This is a genomic window from uncultured Dysosmobacter sp. (genome assembly GCF_947631635.1).
Classification (GTDB): Bacteria; Bacillota; Clostridia; order Oscillospirales; family Oscillospiraceae; genus Oscillibacter.
The window spans coordinates 91130-108026 of sequence record NZ_CANRMB010000004.1; the positions used below are offsets into that span (position 1 = coordinate 91130).

Sequence of the window (16897 nt, forward strand, 5' to 3'; positions counted from 1 at the left end):
GAGGACCGGCGATGAAAACCATCATGATTCGCGGCCGTAAGGTGGTCGGCGGCCACGCAAAGGGCACTGCGATAGTATCTCAGAGAACGATTTCCGGTTGGGGAGGAACGGATCCTTACACCGGAGAAATCATTGACGGATTGAGCGATATACATGGTGAAAATTTTGCCAGCAAAATCCTAGTATTCCAGGGGGCGAAGGGTTCTTCTGGGTGGTCCTGCATATTCCACCTGGCCAAATTAAATGGCAAAGCTCCCATGGCATTGATTTTTAACGAAGTGTCGACCAAGGTCATTCTGGGCGCTGTTGTAATGGATATCCCCGCGATCACAGATTTGGAGCAGGATCCTCTGGATGTAATCGACAGCGGTGATATTGTGGAAATCTTTGCAGATGAAGGTTATATTGTAGTCCAGAAAAGAGAGGAGAACAATTATGAAAAACTTACGTAAAATTTTAGGGATGATTTTGACGGTGGCCATGGTGTGCGGCCTGCTCACAGCCTGCGGAAATGGCAGCAGTAGTACAGGACCCGCCACTGGCGACGGGGATGTTTCCCCCTCTGATGATACGGTGTATCAATGGAATCTGGCCAGTATCTTCGCCAATCCTGAAACCTCCAGCGATTTTAACGGAAACGGCGTTGTACAGGCGTTGTTTGTCCAATACGTAAACGAGCGCTCCAATGGCCGTCTGGTCATTACGCCTTACTATGACAGTATTTTGGGAGGAAGCCTGGAGCAGTTCGAGCAGGTGCAGCGCGGCGAGCTGGAAATGGCACTGCTGCAGCCTATGTCCAGCTATGATTCCCGCTTCGGCGCTTACAGCATTCCTTATCTGTTTGAGGATATTGATGAGGTTCAGGCTTTGGCCGGTGAGCCTGACGGTCCGATTTTCAAGCTGTCCGAAGAATGGTTCGCTGACCACAATATGGTCTTTCTGGGAGCCGGTTGCGCGCAGTTCCGTGGTATTTTTAACACTAAGCATGAGGTTACTACCGTCGACAGCGTCCGCGATTTGAAGCTGAGGACATATCAGGACACCTTGGTCAGCGCCTTTTGGGATGACATCTGCAACGCCGTTCCTATGTCTTTCTCCGACGTGTACACCTCTCTGCAGACCAAAGCAATTGATGGCCTGGAATTCAGCGCCCAGAACACCTATGTTTATAAATATCCTGAGTTAGGCGGCTACTATACGGATATCGACTGGCAGTGGTGTTCCGCAACAAACTTGGTTGTCAATGCGGATTCTTTTAACGCACTTCCCTCCGATTTGCAGGCGTTGGTACGTGAATGTGCTTATGATGCCCTCTCTCAGTATGCTGTTCTCGAAAAAGAGGGCAATGAGCAGGTCTACAAACGCATGGAAGAGGAGTTCGGGGTTCAGGTCCATATCCTGACTGACGAAGAACGGGCTACCTGGCAGGAATACGCCAAGTCCAAAGAAGAAGAGTACCGAGAGTTTATCGGTCCCGAGATCTATGACCAGATGGTCGCCATTGTGGAAGAGTACCGCAGCGGACAATAACCCACTCAATTGACTTGAGAGGATAGAAGTCCGGATTACACTGGACTTCTATCCCAAATTCACAGCGGGAGGTTTTTATGTTCAAGTTTTTTAAAGCATTGGATAAGTGGCTGGCAACCGTCATCTCCTACTTTTTGGGATTTGTAGTTGTCGCACTGTTGGTCCTGACATTAATCCAAGTCGCTGTCCGGTATGTGTTCAATGTTTCCCTCGGTGGGTGGGAAGAGGTGCCCATGTATTTAATGCTGGCTGGTATCTGGCTGGGTGCAGCAAATTTATCCAGAGACAACACGCATTTGAGCTTGGATGGCGTTGGCTTATTGATCAAATCCCCCAAAATTTTGAAGCCAATCAGTCTTATTATTGATTTAATTTCCGCAATAGCTGTCTCCATACTGGCCAACTATATGTTTGAGTATACACAATATTGTAAAAATCAGGGAATGACGACTCCCGGCATAAAGCTGCCAATCTATGTGGTCGCGGCTATGGTCACTATCTGTCTTGTGTTAATGGCCATTTACAAAGCCGCCAGGAGTGTCCGGCAGATAAAGGAGCTTGCACATGGAAATTTTAATTAGTGTCATCGTGATTTTAGCGCTCATGTTCCTTGGGTGCCGGGTTTTTGCCAGCTTTTTAGTGGGCTCGCTGGTCTATATTTTTATGACTGGTACCGGCCAGGCCACTGTAGGCCCCTTGGTTTTGAACGCAATCAGCAGCAGCTCTTTGCTGGCCGTCCCTCTGTACATGCTGGCGGGCGGGCTGATGGAGGTTTCCGGAATCGCGGGAGACTTGGTGGACTTTGCTAATCACCTCTTGAAAAAGGTCAAATACGGCGTAGGTGCTACCATCCCTTTGGCCTGTATGTTTTTTGGTGCCATTTGTGGTTCCGGCCTCGCAACGGTTTCCGCCTTGGGCAATATTATGGTCCCCAAGCTGGAAAAACTCGGATACGACCGCCGCTATGTAGCCGCAATGCTGACAGCTGCGTGCCCTCTAGGCTATATGATCCCACCCAACATGAATGCCATCATATTCGGCGTTGTGGCCAATGTCTCCATTGCCGGGCTCTTCTCCGCTACGATTATCCCCGGTATTATTTGGGGTGTGCTGCTAATCGTCCTAAACCGCTTTATGGCGCCCAAATGGGTTACGGAGGTCACTTCGGAAGATGCTATGAAATACGGCGCAGAAGCGGAAAGCTATTGGGGAGGCCTTCGTAGCAGCTTTTTCCGGGCATTTCCGGCTATTCTGCTGGCGGTCATTATCTTGGGCGGTATCTATGGCGGTATCTTTACTCCCACTGAAGCCGGTGCTGTGGGCTGCCTGTATGCGATTCTGACTGGCCTTTTTTACTACAAGAAATTAAAAAGAAAAGAGACATTTCAGGAATTTATCAAAGCCGGTAAATCTCTTGGCTCTATTTTCATCATATTCCCCATGGTCGCTTTGTTCAGCCGGTTTTTGATTTTGAAAAATGTCCCGCAGATCGTCGTCACACTTTTTACCTCTGTCTCCGAAAATCCATATGTGATCTTATTGCTCTTGGGTATCATGTTGCTGATTGCAGGCATGTTTTTTGACGCCAACATTCTTATGCTGGTGCTGACACCCATGATTATGCCGACCTGCAACTATATTGGCCTCGATCCACTGCAATTAGGAGTGATCATGATGGTAGCCGTCGGCATCGGCGCGTCCACACCGCCTATGGCTATGCATTTGTTCGTGGCCTGCCGTGTAGCCAACACAGATATCAACGAAACGGTCAAGCCGCTGATACCGATGCTGCTGCTTGCGTGCCTGCCGATCATGTTGCTCGTCATGTATGTGCCCGTGTTGTCCTTGTGGCTGCCTGGCCTTTTGATGGGATGAGGCGTGCCCGGTGGTCAAAAAATGTATCTGGGAGAGTATGCTTATGAAATTCAAGTTTTCAACCTTGGAAAAGATGAAACAGTACCGTCTGATGGCAGTCGTAAGGGAATACTCAGAGGAGGCCATTTTGGCCCGTGCCGAGACCTATATACAGGCGGGAATCCACACGCTGTCTATTGATTGCCCTATTAACTATCACATTGTCCTTAAAGCGGCCAAAAAGCTCCGCCAAAAGTACGGAACCGACTCCTATGTTTTCGGCATTGCTTCGGTGCGGGACTGTGTCATGGCCCGAGAAATCATTGCCGCAGGCTTCGATTTTATCGCAGCGCCGAATTTTGATTCAGACATTGCTGAACTCTGTAGCCTTTATCAAATCCCTTACCTCCCAGCCGGTTCTACCTGCAACGAGTTTGCGGAAGCTTTCCGGCTGGGCGCCGACGCAGTCAAGATTTACCCTACGATCGGCTATACGCCGGAGTTGCTGGCGATGATGCGTTCTCTATTTTCAGGGGCCCCGTTTATGTTTGTATTCGAGGCTGGCGAAGTTCATAGGAATCTGGAGCCATGGCTTGAGGCTGGGGTCTTTACGGTGGCACTGTACTTTCCCTCTGAGGACCTGGAGCTTGCGGCCCGGGAGTCCAGGGCATATGTGGAAGATCTGCGCCGTTATGCAGAAAGAGGCAGGAAAACAAATTGACCACTGCCAAAACGACTTATGGAAAACGTATCGGCTCCTCGGTTCGATGCGTCCAAAGGAGACAGTTTTATGAAGCACAAAGCCAATATTCAGACCAAAGCCGTCCATGGCGGCGCCCGGAGAGATGATATCTTCGGCGCTATCAATGAACCAATCTATATGACTTCCAATTACCGCATTCCTACGGACGGCACTCCGGTAGACTGGAGCGGTATCCACAGCAACATCTATGCGCGCAACCGCAATGTGAACCAGATGGTCCTGCAGGATAAACTCTGCGCCCTCACCGGTGCGGAGGACTGTGCGGTATTTGCCAGCGGCGTCGCGGCGCTGGCCGGTGTATTTATACCTTTTTTGAATAGCGGTGATCACGCCGTCGTTTCCGAAGTTTGCTACAGCGCCACCAATCTGCTGTTCCGAAAATATCTGCCAGAAAAGTATCATGTGGAGGTATCTTTTGTCGACACTACAGATACAGAAGCGGTAAAGGCCGCAGTGCGCCCCAACACAAAGTTGATTCACGTGGAAACGCCAGGCAATCCCACTACCGGCATCAGCGATATCAGCGCTATCGCGGATATCGCTCACGCTGCGCACGCTCTGCTGTCTGTGGACGCCACCTTTGCCGGACCTGTCTGTATCTTTCCGTTGGAGCTGGGGGCAGATTTAGAGATCCACAGTATGACCAAGTACATTAACGGCCATGGCGATTCACTGGGTGGCTGTGTCCTAGGCCGCACCGAGCTTTTAGAGCAGGTAAAAGAAATGGCTATGGTAAACTTCGGCGGTATCCTCAGCCCCTTCAATGCCTGGCTAATCACTCGAGGACTCATCACCCTGCCCCTGCGCATGAAGCAGCACAGCGCCGTGGCTTTGGCTGTAGCGGAATTTCTGGAACAGAGCCCCGCTGTCCGTTTTGTTTGGTATCCGGGCCTAAAAAGCCATCCCCAGCATGAACGGGCCGCAAAGATGATGAACGGCCAGTATTCCGGTATGATTTCCTTCGACATCAACGGTGACGAGACTGCACACCAACAGTTTCTAAATGCTCTGAAGCTGGTAACACACGCCGTTTCTCTGGGAGATGTAGAGAGTTTGATTGTTTATTATGATCAGACAAGCGATAAACTCGTTCATTATCCTGCCATTTATCGAAAGGGTTTTTTCCGCTTTAGTGTGGGCTTGGAGGATGCCGAGGATTTAATTGATGACCTGCAGCAGGCTTTTGCGGCCAGTAGATTGGTATGAGGATATCCCTGGCCATGCCAGGGGCTGTTCGCATAAAGGTGTTGGCCCCCTTTAACCGGTTTATATGAAAACAAGGACAGGAGACTGCGGAATCTTCCAATGTCGCCTGTCCTTGTTATATCCGATTGAGTTAGCTGCGGGTCAGGCTTACGATTTTTTCTGTCCCAATGGAGTTGTTCAAAGTCAGCACACGCTGATCAGTGTCTCCCCAGTCCTGGCCGGAGACACTTTTATAATAGGCATTTCAGATGGTGTAGGAATGCTTGACGCTTTCACTGATTGACCACGGTAAAGCTGTTATTGGTGAGATTCTTGAAATTAAGGAGATAGACAAAGGCAGTGCTCTTTCCCATTGGCAAAATATTTCACTGGTACACCGAAGCAGATATAGATAAAACAATCTTTCAAAGTTCCAATCAATTGAGCAGGATTAGCTTGGCGGTATATTTGTCCTCAGGACCAGCACGGGCAGCCTGAACAGCTTGATTCTCCTCCACTTTGGCAACGGCAGCGATATTGACAAGATGGATGCCTGCCCAGAGATTCTGGGGGATGGTATTGGGCGAACTGCCCGTAAAATTACACAGTTCCAGTTCGTTTTTCAAAATATCATATTGGTTTTCACGGACCAGAGACGGAAGTATATGGCAGGCAGGATATACGGTCCAGATTGCGTTGTTAGGATACACAAGAAGTTGCTGAAAAGGATGAGGACCAAAGAACATATCTGCTTTCACGACTTGCGGAGAACTTTCGCCACCCTGATGTTCTGGAGTGGCGCAGAGCCCAAAACGGCCTCCGAGATGCTGGACCACTACCCGACAGAGCACACATTGGCTTATGCGAGAGAGGAAACTTCCATTAAAATTGTTAGAGGACAAACACCTGTACTCAAATAATAAAGGGATGCTTCTTATGGAAAGCAAAATTTATGGATATGTTCGCGTATCTGCGAAAGAGCAAAACGGCAATATCTCGCCCTACGGGATTTCCTGTACTGGATCAGAATATCTACATGAATAAGCTCAGTGGGAAGAATTTCGGCAGACTGCAGTACCAGAAGTTGATGAGGAGGCTCTGCTCCGGCGACGTTTTGGTGATAAAAGCAGAGCCGCTTTCTGTGGAATCCTTTGACGAGGCCCGTGAGGGCGGCGCGCGGATCGTGTATGCCGTCGGCAGCGGCTGGCGGATCGTGCCTGTGGGCGAGACCGGAAATGAAGGCACCGTTTTGCGGGAGGTGTTTCAGGGACAGCTTTCGGATTACGAGTTTGTACCGGCCAATGTGGTCCGGATGCGTGTGAAATACCAGTATTCCAATACCGGCGGTCTGGCGGGCATCGACGCGGCGGCGCCTGGGATCGTGGAGGCGGAGGCGCGGCTGGAGAAAACCAGCGGCAAATACGAGCTTGAGTTTCCCCTGCCCGAGGTAAAGGGCTTCCGCGTCGTGCTGGCCCCCGCCCCGCTCAACAAGTATCTGGTGACCCAGCCGACGGGGAACGAAACGGCGGAGGAGCTCCGGGAGATGCTGGAGCGCGGGGACTTCAGCGTGGATATTGCCAACCACAGCGTCTATGCGTATCAGGAAAAGCATGGAATCGATTCGGCGCCTGACTATACTATATTAAGCGAAACCTACGGAAACCGCTATTCTACCGAGTACAATCGAGTCTGGAACGACGCTCGCATTCTTCAAACGGAGGACTACACCGCTCAGGCATATTGCGGAAGCGATACGCATGCTGGTCATGAAATCGGCAATCATGGCGCGAATGCTCTGGTAAAGCCTAAGCTGAAGGTGACGCTGACTGAAGAACAGCTAAAGAACGCACTGGAAAATGGCCTGAATATCAATGTCAGCTACCGCCGAAACGCCACCTGGTACACGGTGAACCACTGGGTTCCGAAAGACCTTTCCGGTCTGACGGAAGATGAACTGCAGAACAGAAAAATCAAGGAGGAAAACGGCGTTCCATACGTCCTTCTGAATACCGAGAATTTGCAGGGCCGCGTGGGCGGCTTGACGAGAGCTGCCGCGAAAACCGAGGGAGTATACACCCTGCTTGCACCCCTGGTATTCAATCAGAAGCTCATTGAAAACCGGGTGTCGAATGACGGCGTCATTGGAACAGTGGTGGATATCTATTACAGGGCGGCGGACTCCTACCGGGTCATTTTCGACACCGATTACACCTACATCCCAAGGCAGCAGGTCCCTCTGGGGGAGTATGTGAAATTTGCGGGGATGGCCGAACCCCAGCGGAAGGGCTATACCTTTGCCGGCTGGCAGTATCTGAACCAGGGCGCTCAGCCGGATGAGAACGGGGAGTATGACGAGACCGCCTATACGCCGCTTGAAAAAGATGGAAGCGGTGTTTATACGCTGAAAATCACTTCCGAACTGCTTACACAAAACGCCAAGCTCCAGGAGACCGCCGGCGTGCTGGCCCTGCACCTGTATCCCAGGTGGGAACCGAATACGACCCAGATCACGGTGATCCTCTGGACGGAGGACCTGGACGGACTGACCGATGTGCAGGCAAAAGTCACCGGCGGGACGAGCGAATATTACACGGAGAAATATAAGCCTTTTCAGGACCCAGTAACATCCAAGGAACCCCAGCTGGGCAGTGTCGGCTCAAATTCCAATTACAGCAACGTGGGCAGCTTCACCATGACGGTGGACACCGACTCGTCCCTGGAGGGAACACCTGACGGAGACAGGAAAAGCCTGCGGGAGGATATCCAAGCGCAGGTCACAGAGCATTTCAAAACATCCGCCAGGGATATCAACGGTACCGATGCCAGCCAGTTCTATGCTCAATACGGTTTTTAGATTCTCCATGAGAGCGACAGCAACGGGATGGAGTATCATACTACCACGGCCAACGCCGACGGCAAAACCACCATCTATGTGTATTTTACCCGGAATATTTATACCCTCAAATTTTACTATTACGGCACAGCCAACGTTAATAACGTAGTGTCTGACTACTATGTAGCGCGTAACACCAACGGCTTCAGCTATTCGAAAAATTTGGCCGAATTTATTCAGGATGGCAGCTTAATATTTGATTATAAAACAGTACACGTATCTGGTAAAGATAATAGATACATGAGGGCGCTGACAAGTGCAGGGGGAGATATAACCGCTCCCGAACAAATGCCGGTCCCGCAGACACTCACCATTTGTGCCAAATACGGCGCGGACCTAAGGGCGGTCTGGCCAGCGGCACAAGTGGAGGAACATTTAGCCAAAGTAGAGATAGACGGTAGCAAAAATAAGAGCGGCGATATGATCTCCTGGGCCACCACCCAGGGGAAATACCGTGATGATGCAGTGGTGAATTCCAGTAGCAGTCACTATGGCGAACCCACCATCATGGGTCTTTATGCAACCATGGACGAAGAGATCATCGCTGACCCGCAGCATCCGGAAACAGCACATCACCTGGTCGCCTATTGGACCGAGTATTCGATCAGCTATTATCGCTATACCCACTGTTATGAAGTGCCGGGGCTGGAGATTGATTCCACTGGCGTGGAGACCTTTAAGCTTCACGGCGATTCCACAGACCTGAAAGACACCCTGTATCTGGTACCGGCGGACAATGAAGCAATCACAAAATTTGGATTTACCGATCTGATGGAGGTATCCTTCCAGAATGGCGAAATCAAGTACGATGTGAAAGGCGGCGGGTATTACGCCGTGCGCGGGTATCAAGCCAGCGGTGAAACAGCGCCCAGGTATTATGCCGTTGGCCGACAATTAGTTACAACATCCACCAATAGGATCGACAAGCAGAATCCCAGCGCCCGGGCGCATATGACTAGGGTCAATACTGCTGCTGATCACACCACGGAATGTCAGGACAACTGGGGCCAAACTTGGGATGGAGCGGGAAATGCCCCGCACCCAGTCGGCACCAAGGATGATCCCTACGACCTCTATTTCTACTATAACCGGCAGCGGTATACGATCAGATATATGGCGGCGAACACAAAAGCGGATGTTGAGGAAAGCGAGACAGAGCTGGGGCACATTGAACTGCCCTACAACGCCCATGTCACCCAGGAGGAATACGCGTTCCCGCTGTATTTCAAAGACACGAACCAGGAAAAAACGGTGGACGGTGCGCCCAAATATCTCTGGACCTATCCCGAAAGAGACCCGGTGGCTGTCTGCCCCGACCGGAATCCGGATGGCCCCGTGGAATGGAAGTTCAAAGGCTGGGGCCTGGGTCCGGCGGGCGTCAATATGCTGTGGAAAGCGGAGAACAATGCTGATCCCAGTGAACCGCAGGCCCAGATAGACGGTGATTTCTATATTGGCAGCGACCTGCTCCTGTATGCCATTTGGGAGAGGCCCATGCTGAAGGTGACCTTCCATCTGAACGGCGGCGAGGTGGGCAAAGCGAGTACCAATATCGTCGAGGAGGTCCCCGCAAACAGCAAGATCACGGATGCTGACGCAGAGATCCCCCGTCCTGTGAGAAGCGGCTATACAATGAAGGGGTGGTATAAATCCGACGCAGATGGAACGGCGACCGGAGAACTTTTTAATTTTGATGAGGTCATCATAGAAGACCAGCATGTTGCCGCTGTATGGACGGCGACCAGCAAGGAGAAGTATCGCTACACCGTCTACTATGTGACCGAAACGCTGCGGGATGGTGACAAGCCTGAGGACTTTACTGCCATTCAAATCAACGACGCTGGAGAAATCGTTGAAAGCGGCGGGAAAACCTACTATGTGCTGGCAAAGGACGTGCGGAAGGATCAGCCGTACGCACCCGGCACCGTCCTGAATCTGACGGCAGAGCTTCAGACTGGATATATCCCGCAAGAGACAAACAAGACTCTGGCGCTGGCAGGCAGCGGAGGGGACTATAACGCTGTCTTCTACTACGACCCCCAGACTACCGGCAGCTACATGGTGAACTTTGTGGAGGCCGGGACGGAGAAGAAGCCTGATCCCACCATTGTAAAGACGATCCAGGCAGAAGCGGACCAGACTGTGGCAACGCCCGATGCGGATGCAGTCAAGGCGCTGACCGGAGAAGGCTATCAGCTGGTCAACAAAGGTGCTGATGGGACATATGCGGCAGTAACAGACTATGAGAAACTGACCTGGCTTGATGCGCAGGGCCAGCCGCAGCCGATGAGCGCCCTGGCCGGGAATGCCATTCCCGAAGTCATCACCTATCTGGTGCAGCCCATCGGGTATACCATTGCCTATCAGAATGCCGACGATTCTCCGGCGGAGTCAGCCAGCGCACTGGCCGCGGTGACGGCGAACCCCGCGCGGTACACAGTGAAGGATAGCTTTACGCTGGTAAATCCCGGCCCGGTATCTGCCGCTGACGGCTGGTATGAATTCTCCCATTGGAGCTTGGGAGAGCATACGACAGTGACGGGAAATGCCGGTCAGGGGGGAGCGTACCCCACGCTGAAAGTAGATGCGGGAACAACTGGCCGTCTTACCTTTGTGGCCAACTGGAAAAAGGCTGAAGATCCGGCTGCTGAAGGCGGTTTGACGGTTTCCAAGACCGTTGCCGGAAGCGGGGCGGATACCAGCAGGGAATTCCGATTCACGGTGGCCCTTGATTCTCCTATCAACGGACAGTTTAGCGGGATGACCTTTACAAATGGTTCCGCCGATTTCACCCTGAAGCACGGACAAAGCATAACCGCCGCAGGACTGCTCGCCGGGATCAAATACACGGTGACCGAAGCGGCGGTGAGCGGATACACCACCACGTCTTCCAGCGCAAACGGCACGATCCAGAAGGACATGAACGCCACTGCCGCCTTCACCAACACCAAGAGCAGTAAGCCCGATCCCACCAGGCCGGACCCCGATGATGACGATCCCAAGCTGAATACCGACGACCATTACTCCTACATCATCGGCTACAAGGACGGTACAGTTCGGCCCTACGGTACTATTACCCGGGGCGAAGTGGCCACCATCTTCTTCCGCCTGCTGACGGACAAGGCCCGGGACAAGTACTGGAGCCAGACCAACGGCTACTCCGACTGCGGCTCCGACCTGTGGTGCAACAACGCCATCTCCACTTTGACCAATATGGGCATCATTGACGGCTTCCAAGACGGTGCCTTCCGTCCCTACGGTAAGATCACCCGCGCTCAGTTTGCCAAGATGGCAGTGGGCTTCTTTGAGACGACTAAGGAGGAGTATGGGGGCTACTTCTCAGATGTGGAGCCGGATGCATGGTACACCGATTACGTGGAAGCGGCATCCCGTGTGGGCCTGGTCCAGGGCTTTGAGGACGGCACCTTCCGGCCCAATGCCCATATCACCCGGGCCCAATCCTGCGTCATCGTGAACCGCGCCCTGGGCCGTAAGCCAGACGAGGACCATCTGCTGCCTGAGCGAAAGATGATCACTTGGCCGGACAACAACCCCGGCGACTGGTACTATGCCGACATGCAGGAGGCCACCAACAGCCACGACTATAAGTGGTTGGCCAAGGGCAAGGACAAGAAGTATATGGAGGAGTGGACCAAGAAACTGGAACAGAGGGATTGGGCGGCCTTCGAGCACGCCTGGTCCACGGCCCACTCTGCCCCCGGCGGCGAGGTTGTGAAGTAAACATATTTTTCACAGCAGGGAGAGGATAGATTGCCGCTTGTATTCGGGAAGGCAATCAGGGAAGCCATCTATATACTGCGCCGCATATACAACGAAAAGCACCCCAGGCAGTTTGCAACTGCCTGGGGTGCTCTGCTGTTGGTAGTATCAAAGTCACCCACTTTGTGGTGGCTTTAACTGCAATATTCCTCATACAGCGCCACATGGTCGAAGATACAGCGCCAGCTGCTGCCGGCGTCACCTGTGACGCAGATATATTGACCGCCGTCGGCATTTTCCCCGCAGCTGGCGGCGCAGGAGCCGGATTGGACCACATAGCCCGTCTTGGCGCCGATGACCTCAAACGTGCTGGGGACATGGTCCTCAATGCGGCGCAGGAACCAGTTGGAGAGGATCTGCCCTTCGGGATGCGCCGTTGTGGGGGCCGTCTCGTAGGTGCGGGCCCGCAGGACCTCCCGGCACAGCTGGTTGTCCATGGCGGCTTTTAAGATGATAGCCATGTCGTAGACCGTGGAGGTGTGGGCCTCGTCATAGATGCCCACGCAGTTTGTGAAGTGGGTGGTCTCCGCGATACCGAGCTCCTCGGCTTTTTGATTCATCAGCTCCACAAAGGCCTCGTGGGAGCCGGCCACGTAAACGGCAAGGCCCAGAGAGGCGTCGGCGCCGGAGGGGAGGATGGTGCCGTAGAGCAGTTCCCGGATGGAGACCGTCTCGTCGATGTCCAGACCCACCACACTGCACCCGTTGACATAGCAGTAGTCCGTGATGTCGATGGTCATGGTGAAGGTATCGTCCAGGTCGGTCACATGTTCCGCCGCCACCAGCAGCGTCATGAGCTTGGTCATGGAGGCGGGGCTGATGACGGTATGCGCACCTTTTTCCGCCAGAATGGTATTGGATTGCAGGTCGATCAGAACGGCGTAGCTGCTGTCGATCCCGTCGCCCAGCTGGACGGTGGCGGCGGTCTCCGCGGCGGAATAGGGCTGATCCGCGTTTTCCTCCGGCAAAGCGGCGGATTCCGCGGCTGGGACAGAGGGGGGAGGCTCCGGCGCTGTTTCCGGCTGCTTGCCAAAGACCAGAAGCAGGATCACCAGGAGCAAAACCAATGCGGCCGCCGCCAGGAGCAGCTTCAGCCGCCTGATCCGCCTGGCCCGCTGTTTCTGCCTGCGGAGCTTGGCTCGGCGGGCCCGGCGGGCGGCCCGTTCTTCTTCGGTGAGGATGGGTGTATATTGATCGTCCATGGGAGGCTCCTTAGGAAATTAGACATTTTTTTTATTATACCAGAAAGCTCCACAAATTTCACCATGATTTTTCAACAGGAAGAGATTCCCTCCCCATATTTCAGATTTTCTGGAAAGACAGGCCGAAAACGCTGTCAGGTCAAGGCGTTTTTGCATAGTCTGAAAATGAAACTTGGATCTGGAGGGACCGTTATGGCTCAGGTGACAAACTTTTTCGCCGGTGCGAACAGCGGCGAGGGATTTCAAAATCTGTTCCCGGAGATGGTGGACATTGAGGATACATACGACTTCATGGTGCTGAAGGGCGGCCCCGGCGTGGGGAAAAACACCTTCATGCGGGAGGTGGGTCGTTCCATGGAGCAGGCGGGCACCAAGGTGGAGTATCTGTGGTGCTCCGGCGATCCGGACTCCCTGGACGGCGTGGTCATGCCGGAAATCCGGTGCGCCGTGGTGGACGGCACCTCGCCCCACGTCATAGAGCCCCAATATCCGGCGGCTGTGGACCGCTACGTGGATCTGGGCCGATTTTATGACCTGACCGCCGCCAAAGCCGCCGCAGACGAGGTAAAGGCCCACACCCACGCCTATAAGGCCGCCTATGTGCGGGCGTACCACAGCTTGAAAGCGGCCCGTCAAGTGGAGCTGGACGCGGTGGCGGCGGTTGGAAAAAACTTTGACACGGCCCGGGCGGCCCGGCGGGTAAACGGTATCATCAGTCGGGAGCTGCGGGAGAAGGGCGGCGAGCAGGGAAGGACCACCCGGCGTTTTCTGGGGAGCATCACCCACAAAGGCTATATCTGGCGATACGACAGTGTGGACGCCCTGTGTCCCAAGGTGTATGAGTTTGCGGACAGCTGGGAGCTGGCGGGGGAGAGTCTGGCCCGCCTCCATCAGGCGGCGGCGGAAAACGGCTGGAACACCATCGCCTGCCTGTCTCCGGAGGAGCCGGAGCGCATAGAGCACCTGCTGGTGCCAGGGCTGGGGCTGGCCTTTGTCACCTCCCGGTCCGGCATGGACTACGGCAAAAAGCCCTTCCGCCGTATCCGGCTGGACGCCATGGCGGAGCCGGAGGGAAAGGCCCGCCTGCGGTTCCAGACCCGGATGGCGGCGCTGCTCCGGGAGGAGGGGATCGCGGCCCTGAAGGACGCCAAAGCCAACCACGACAAGCTGGAGGCGGTCTACAATCCCTATGTGGATTTTGACGGGGTCCGGGCATTGGCAGCCATGGAGACCGGGCGGCTGCTCAGTTATTTGGGATAAAAGAATGGAAACAGGGGGCGTGCTGCCGTATGGCAGTGCGCCCTCTGTTCTGCATGGGAAAGTGTCCAGCATTCAAAAACCGCCGGAAAACTGCTCCTTGGTGGTTTGAATCCAGGTCTCGATCGCCTGGGCGAGGATCATTTGCTGACGCAGGACAGCCAGACCGGCCTCGGGGATCTCCGGGGCGTGTTCCTTGGCGGCGAGATTTTCAGACAGATAGGCCTTCAAAACACCGATATTTTCCGCAATATGGTCCAGACACGCCTGCTGTTCCGCCGGTGGGAGGCTGTCCAGATTGACGATGACCGCGTTGAGATCCAGAAAGATGTGGACCGGCCTGCGGGAGATCTCCAGCATCAGGCTTTCAAATTCCTGCTCGCCCGCGTCTGTCAGGGAGTAGACCACTTTTTCCGGCATTTTCCCCTCCCGTATGGCCATGCCCGCGATGAGGCCCTTTTCCTCCAATTGCAGGACCTTCTTATAGATGGATGGCGTACTGATCTTCACCCACTTTGAGATATTGCGGTATTCCACCAGCTTTTGAATGTCATAAGCGCTTAACGGCTCCTTTTTCAGGATACCCAGCACGATCAGATCAATAGTCGCCATCATATGCCGCCTTTCGTCCGTGTTTCAAGTTTGTCAAACCAGATGATAGTTTTTGCTTGACAGATACTCTAAATGATAGTACAATATCACTCGTTGCGCAACTACTATAATTTATATTACTGTAAAATAAATTTGAAGGGAGATTTATGATGACAGGACCCAATCAAAAAATGGAATTGCTGGGGAGCACGCCGATCCCCAAAGCGCTTTTGGCACTGGGACTTCCCACCATGGCGGGGATGCTGATCAACGCGCTGTACAATCTGGCGGACACCTATTTTGTGGGGGGACTGGGAATGGTTCCAATGGCAGCTGTCACCGTGGCCTTCCCCCTGGGACAGGTCGTCGTGGGCCTGGGACTGCTGTTCGGCAATGGAGCGGCGGCCTATCTCTCCAGACTGCTTGGCCGGGGAGACCGGGAGACTGCAAACCAGGTGGCTGCCACAGCCCTATACGGCAGCGTCCTGACCGGCGGGGCGGTGATCCTCTGCTCCCTGCTGTTTCTGCGGCCGATTTTGAGACAGCTGGGGGCCCTGGAGGAGGTGCTGCCCGACGCCCTCGCCTATACGGGTATCTACATTGCCTTTTCCATTTTCAACGTATTCAATGTCACGATGAACAACATCGTATCCAGCGAGGGCGCCGCCAGAATGGCCATGCTGGCGCTGGGGTCCGGCGCGGCGCTGAATGTGCTGCTGGACCCCGTATTCATCTACACCATGGGCCTGGGCGTGACCGGCGCGGCCATCGCCACCGCCGTCTCCCAGGCCGTCTCCGCCTTGCTCTACCTGGGATACATCCTCCGGGGAAAGAGCGTGTTCCGCTTCCGCGCCGGGGACTGCTGTTTTTCCAGAGCGATCCTGTCCGAAATTTTGAAGATCGGCGTTCCGACCCTGGTCTTTCAGCTGCTGACCAGCCTCTCCATCGCCATGGTCAATGCCGCGGCAAAGGACTATGGCGGCTCCGTCCAGGCAGCCATGGGGCCGGTCGCGAAGATCATGTCCATGGGGACGCTGGTGGTTTTTGGATTTTTGAAGGGATTTCAGCCCATTGCCGGGTTCAGCTACGGCGCCGGGAGGTATGACCGGCTCCTTGCGGCGATCAGGGTGTCGCTGATCTGGTCCACGGCATTTTGCGTGGGATTTGGCCTGACGGCGGCGTTTTTTCCCACACAGATCATGTCCCTGTTTACAAAGGGGGACTGGGAGATGGTCCGGATCGGACAGGCCGCGCTGCGGGCGAACGGCCTGTCGTTTCTGCTCTTCGGCTTCTATACGGTGTATTCCTTCCTGTTCCTGGTCATGGGCAGGGCAAGGGAGGGATGCATCCTGGGTGCCTGCCGCCAGGGCCTCTGCTTTGTGCCCGTCATGCTGCTCCTTCCGAAAGTCTGGGGGCTGAACGGCATCCTGTATGCCCAGCCGGTGGCCGATGTGCTGTCCGCAGCGGTCACAGGATGGATGGCCCTGCGCCTTCACCGGGAATTGGCGGCGGAGTGGGCGGCTGCTTCTGGAGAGACAAAAAACGGCGCTGACCACAGCACCGCCTCCTGACCGGACCGCAGCCTCTATGCAGGGCTCCCCGCCGCTGTATCATCAATCCCTGTGCGCAAAGCGCACAGGGATTGATGATGAAATTTCAATCAAGGCCGCGGTCTGCGGCCTGCCACAGCGCACATGCGCTGTGACACTTGAAAAGTGGATTTGCCGTTTTTTAAGTTATTTCATTATAAAAGCTGCGGGGACTTACGCATAAAGATGGTTCGACAGCGCCATAAGGGACATCCAGTCCGGGTAAGCCTTGCGTATGCCGCATCTTGAAAAA

14 protein-coding genes are annotated in these 16897 nt (G+C 54.1%); 11 read left to right on the forward strand and 3 right to left on the reverse strand.

Annotation, left to right across the window (positions count from 1 at the left end; genetic code table 11):
* Positions 1-11 precede the first annotated feature (11 nt).
* The 6 genes from Q0Z71_RS03720 (at position 12) to Q0Z71_RS03745 (ending at position 5353) form a co-directional block, all read left to right on the forward strand.
* Positions 12-452 carry an aconitase X swivel domain-containing protein gene (locus tag Q0Z71_RS03720; RefSeq protein WP_298018451.1) on the forward strand — a complete coding sequence of 147 codons (441 nt, stop codon included), beginning with the start codon at positions 12-14 and terminating at the stop codon, positions 450-452.
* A complete protein-coding gene (locus tag Q0Z71_RS03725) occupies positions 436-1530 on the forward strand; it encodes a TRAP transporter substrate-binding protein (protein ID WP_298018454.1) in 1095 nt (364 codons plus the stop codon). Before Q0Z71_RS03720 ends, Q0Z71_RS03725 begins: the two co-directional genes overlap by 17 nt.
* 77 nt (positions 1531-1607) lie before the next feature.
* On the forward strand, positions 1608-2111 hold the full coding sequence (locus Q0Z71_RS03730) for a TRAP transporter small permease (protein ID WP_298018457.1): 504 nt from the start codon (positions 1608-1610) through the stop codon (positions 2109-2111).
* Entirely contained in the window at positions 2095-3405 is a 1311-nt protein-coding gene (locus Q0Z71_RS03735) for a TRAP transporter large permease (RefSeq protein ID WP_298018460.1), read from the forward strand. The genes Q0Z71_RS03730 and Q0Z71_RS03735 overlap by 17 nt, the downstream gene beginning before the upstream one ends.
* A gap of 43 nt (positions 3406-3448) precedes the next feature.
* Positions 3449-4105: a hypothetical protein gene (locus Q0Z71_RS03740; protein ID WP_298018462.1), complete on the forward strand. Its 657-nt coding sequence runs from the start codon at positions 3449-3451 to the stop codon at positions 4103-4105.
* 69 nt (positions 4106-4174) lie between these two features.
* The gene (locus Q0Z71_RS03745) at positions 4175-5353 is read left to right on the forward strand and encodes a PLP-dependent aspartate aminotransferase family protein (RefSeq protein WP_298018465.1); all 1179 of its coding nucleotides are present in this window, start codon (positions 4175-4177) and stop codon (positions 5351-5353) included.
* A 416-nt stretch (positions 5354-5769) separates the two neighbouring features.
* Here Q0Z71_RS03745 and Q0Z71_RS17070 read toward each other — a convergent pair whose 3' ends face one another.
* Positions 5770-5958, reverse strand: a complete 189-nt coding sequence (locus Q0Z71_RS17070) for a hypothetical protein (RefSeq protein ID WP_363316673.1) — start codon at positions 5956-5958, stop codon at positions 5770-5772.
* Positions 5959-6060: 102 nt separating this feature from the next.
* On the opposite strand from Q0Z71_RS17070, the gene Q0Z71_RS17075 reads away from it, so the two are divergent.
* The 3 genes from Q0Z71_RS17075 to Q0Z71_RS03760 all read left to right on the forward strand — a co-directional run bounded on the left by Q0Z71_RS17075 (position 6061) and on the right by Q0Z71_RS03760 (position 11966).
* Entirely contained in the window at positions 6061-6252 is a 192-nt protein-coding gene (locus Q0Z71_RS17075; protein ID WP_363316674.1) for a tyrosine-type recombinase/integrase, read from the forward strand.
* A 116-nt stretch (positions 6253-6368) separates the two neighbouring features.
* Positions 6369-8186 carry a hypothetical protein gene (locus tag Q0Z71_RS03755; protein ID WP_298018471.1) on the forward strand — a complete coding sequence of 606 codons (1818 nt, stop codon included), beginning with the start codon at positions 6369-6371 and terminating at the stop codon, positions 8184-8186.
* 459 nt (positions 8187-8645) lie between these two features.
* Positions 8646-11966, forward strand: a complete 3321-nt coding sequence (locus Q0Z71_RS03760) for an S-layer homology domain-containing protein (protein WP_298018474.1) — start codon at positions 8646-8648, stop codon at positions 11964-11966.
* A 173-nt stretch (positions 11967-12139) separates the two neighbouring features.
* Here the strand turns inward: Q0Z71_RS03760 and Q0Z71_RS03765 are convergent, their stop codons facing one another.
* Entirely contained in the window at positions 12140-13207 is a 1068-nt protein-coding gene (locus Q0Z71_RS03765) for a D-alanyl-D-alanine carboxypeptidase family protein (protein WP_298018477.1), read from the reverse strand.
* A 192-nt stretch (positions 13208-13399) separates the two neighbouring features.
* Between Q0Z71_RS03765 and Q0Z71_RS03770 the strand changes: the two genes are divergently transcribed.
* Positions 13400-14467, forward strand: coding sequence for a hypothetical protein (locus Q0Z71_RS03770; RefSeq protein WP_298018480.1), 1068 nt, complete (start codon positions 13400-13402; stop codon positions 14465-14467).
* 72 nt (positions 14468-14539) lie between these two features.
* On the opposite strand, the gene Q0Z71_RS03775 is transcribed toward Q0Z71_RS03770, so the two are convergent.
* A complete protein-coding gene (locus Q0Z71_RS03775; RefSeq protein WP_298018483.1) occupies positions 14540-15076 on the reverse strand; it encodes a PadR family transcriptional regulator in 537 nt (178 codons plus the stop codon).
* 149 nt (positions 15077-15225) lie between these two features.
* Between Q0Z71_RS03775 and Q0Z71_RS03780 the strand changes: the two genes are divergently transcribed.
* Complete coding sequence (locus tag Q0Z71_RS03780; RefSeq protein ID WP_298018569.1) at positions 15226-16626, forward strand: MATE family efflux transporter; 1401 nt, start codon at positions 15226-15228, stop codon at positions 16624-16626.
* Positions 16627-16897 lie beyond the last annotated feature (271 nt).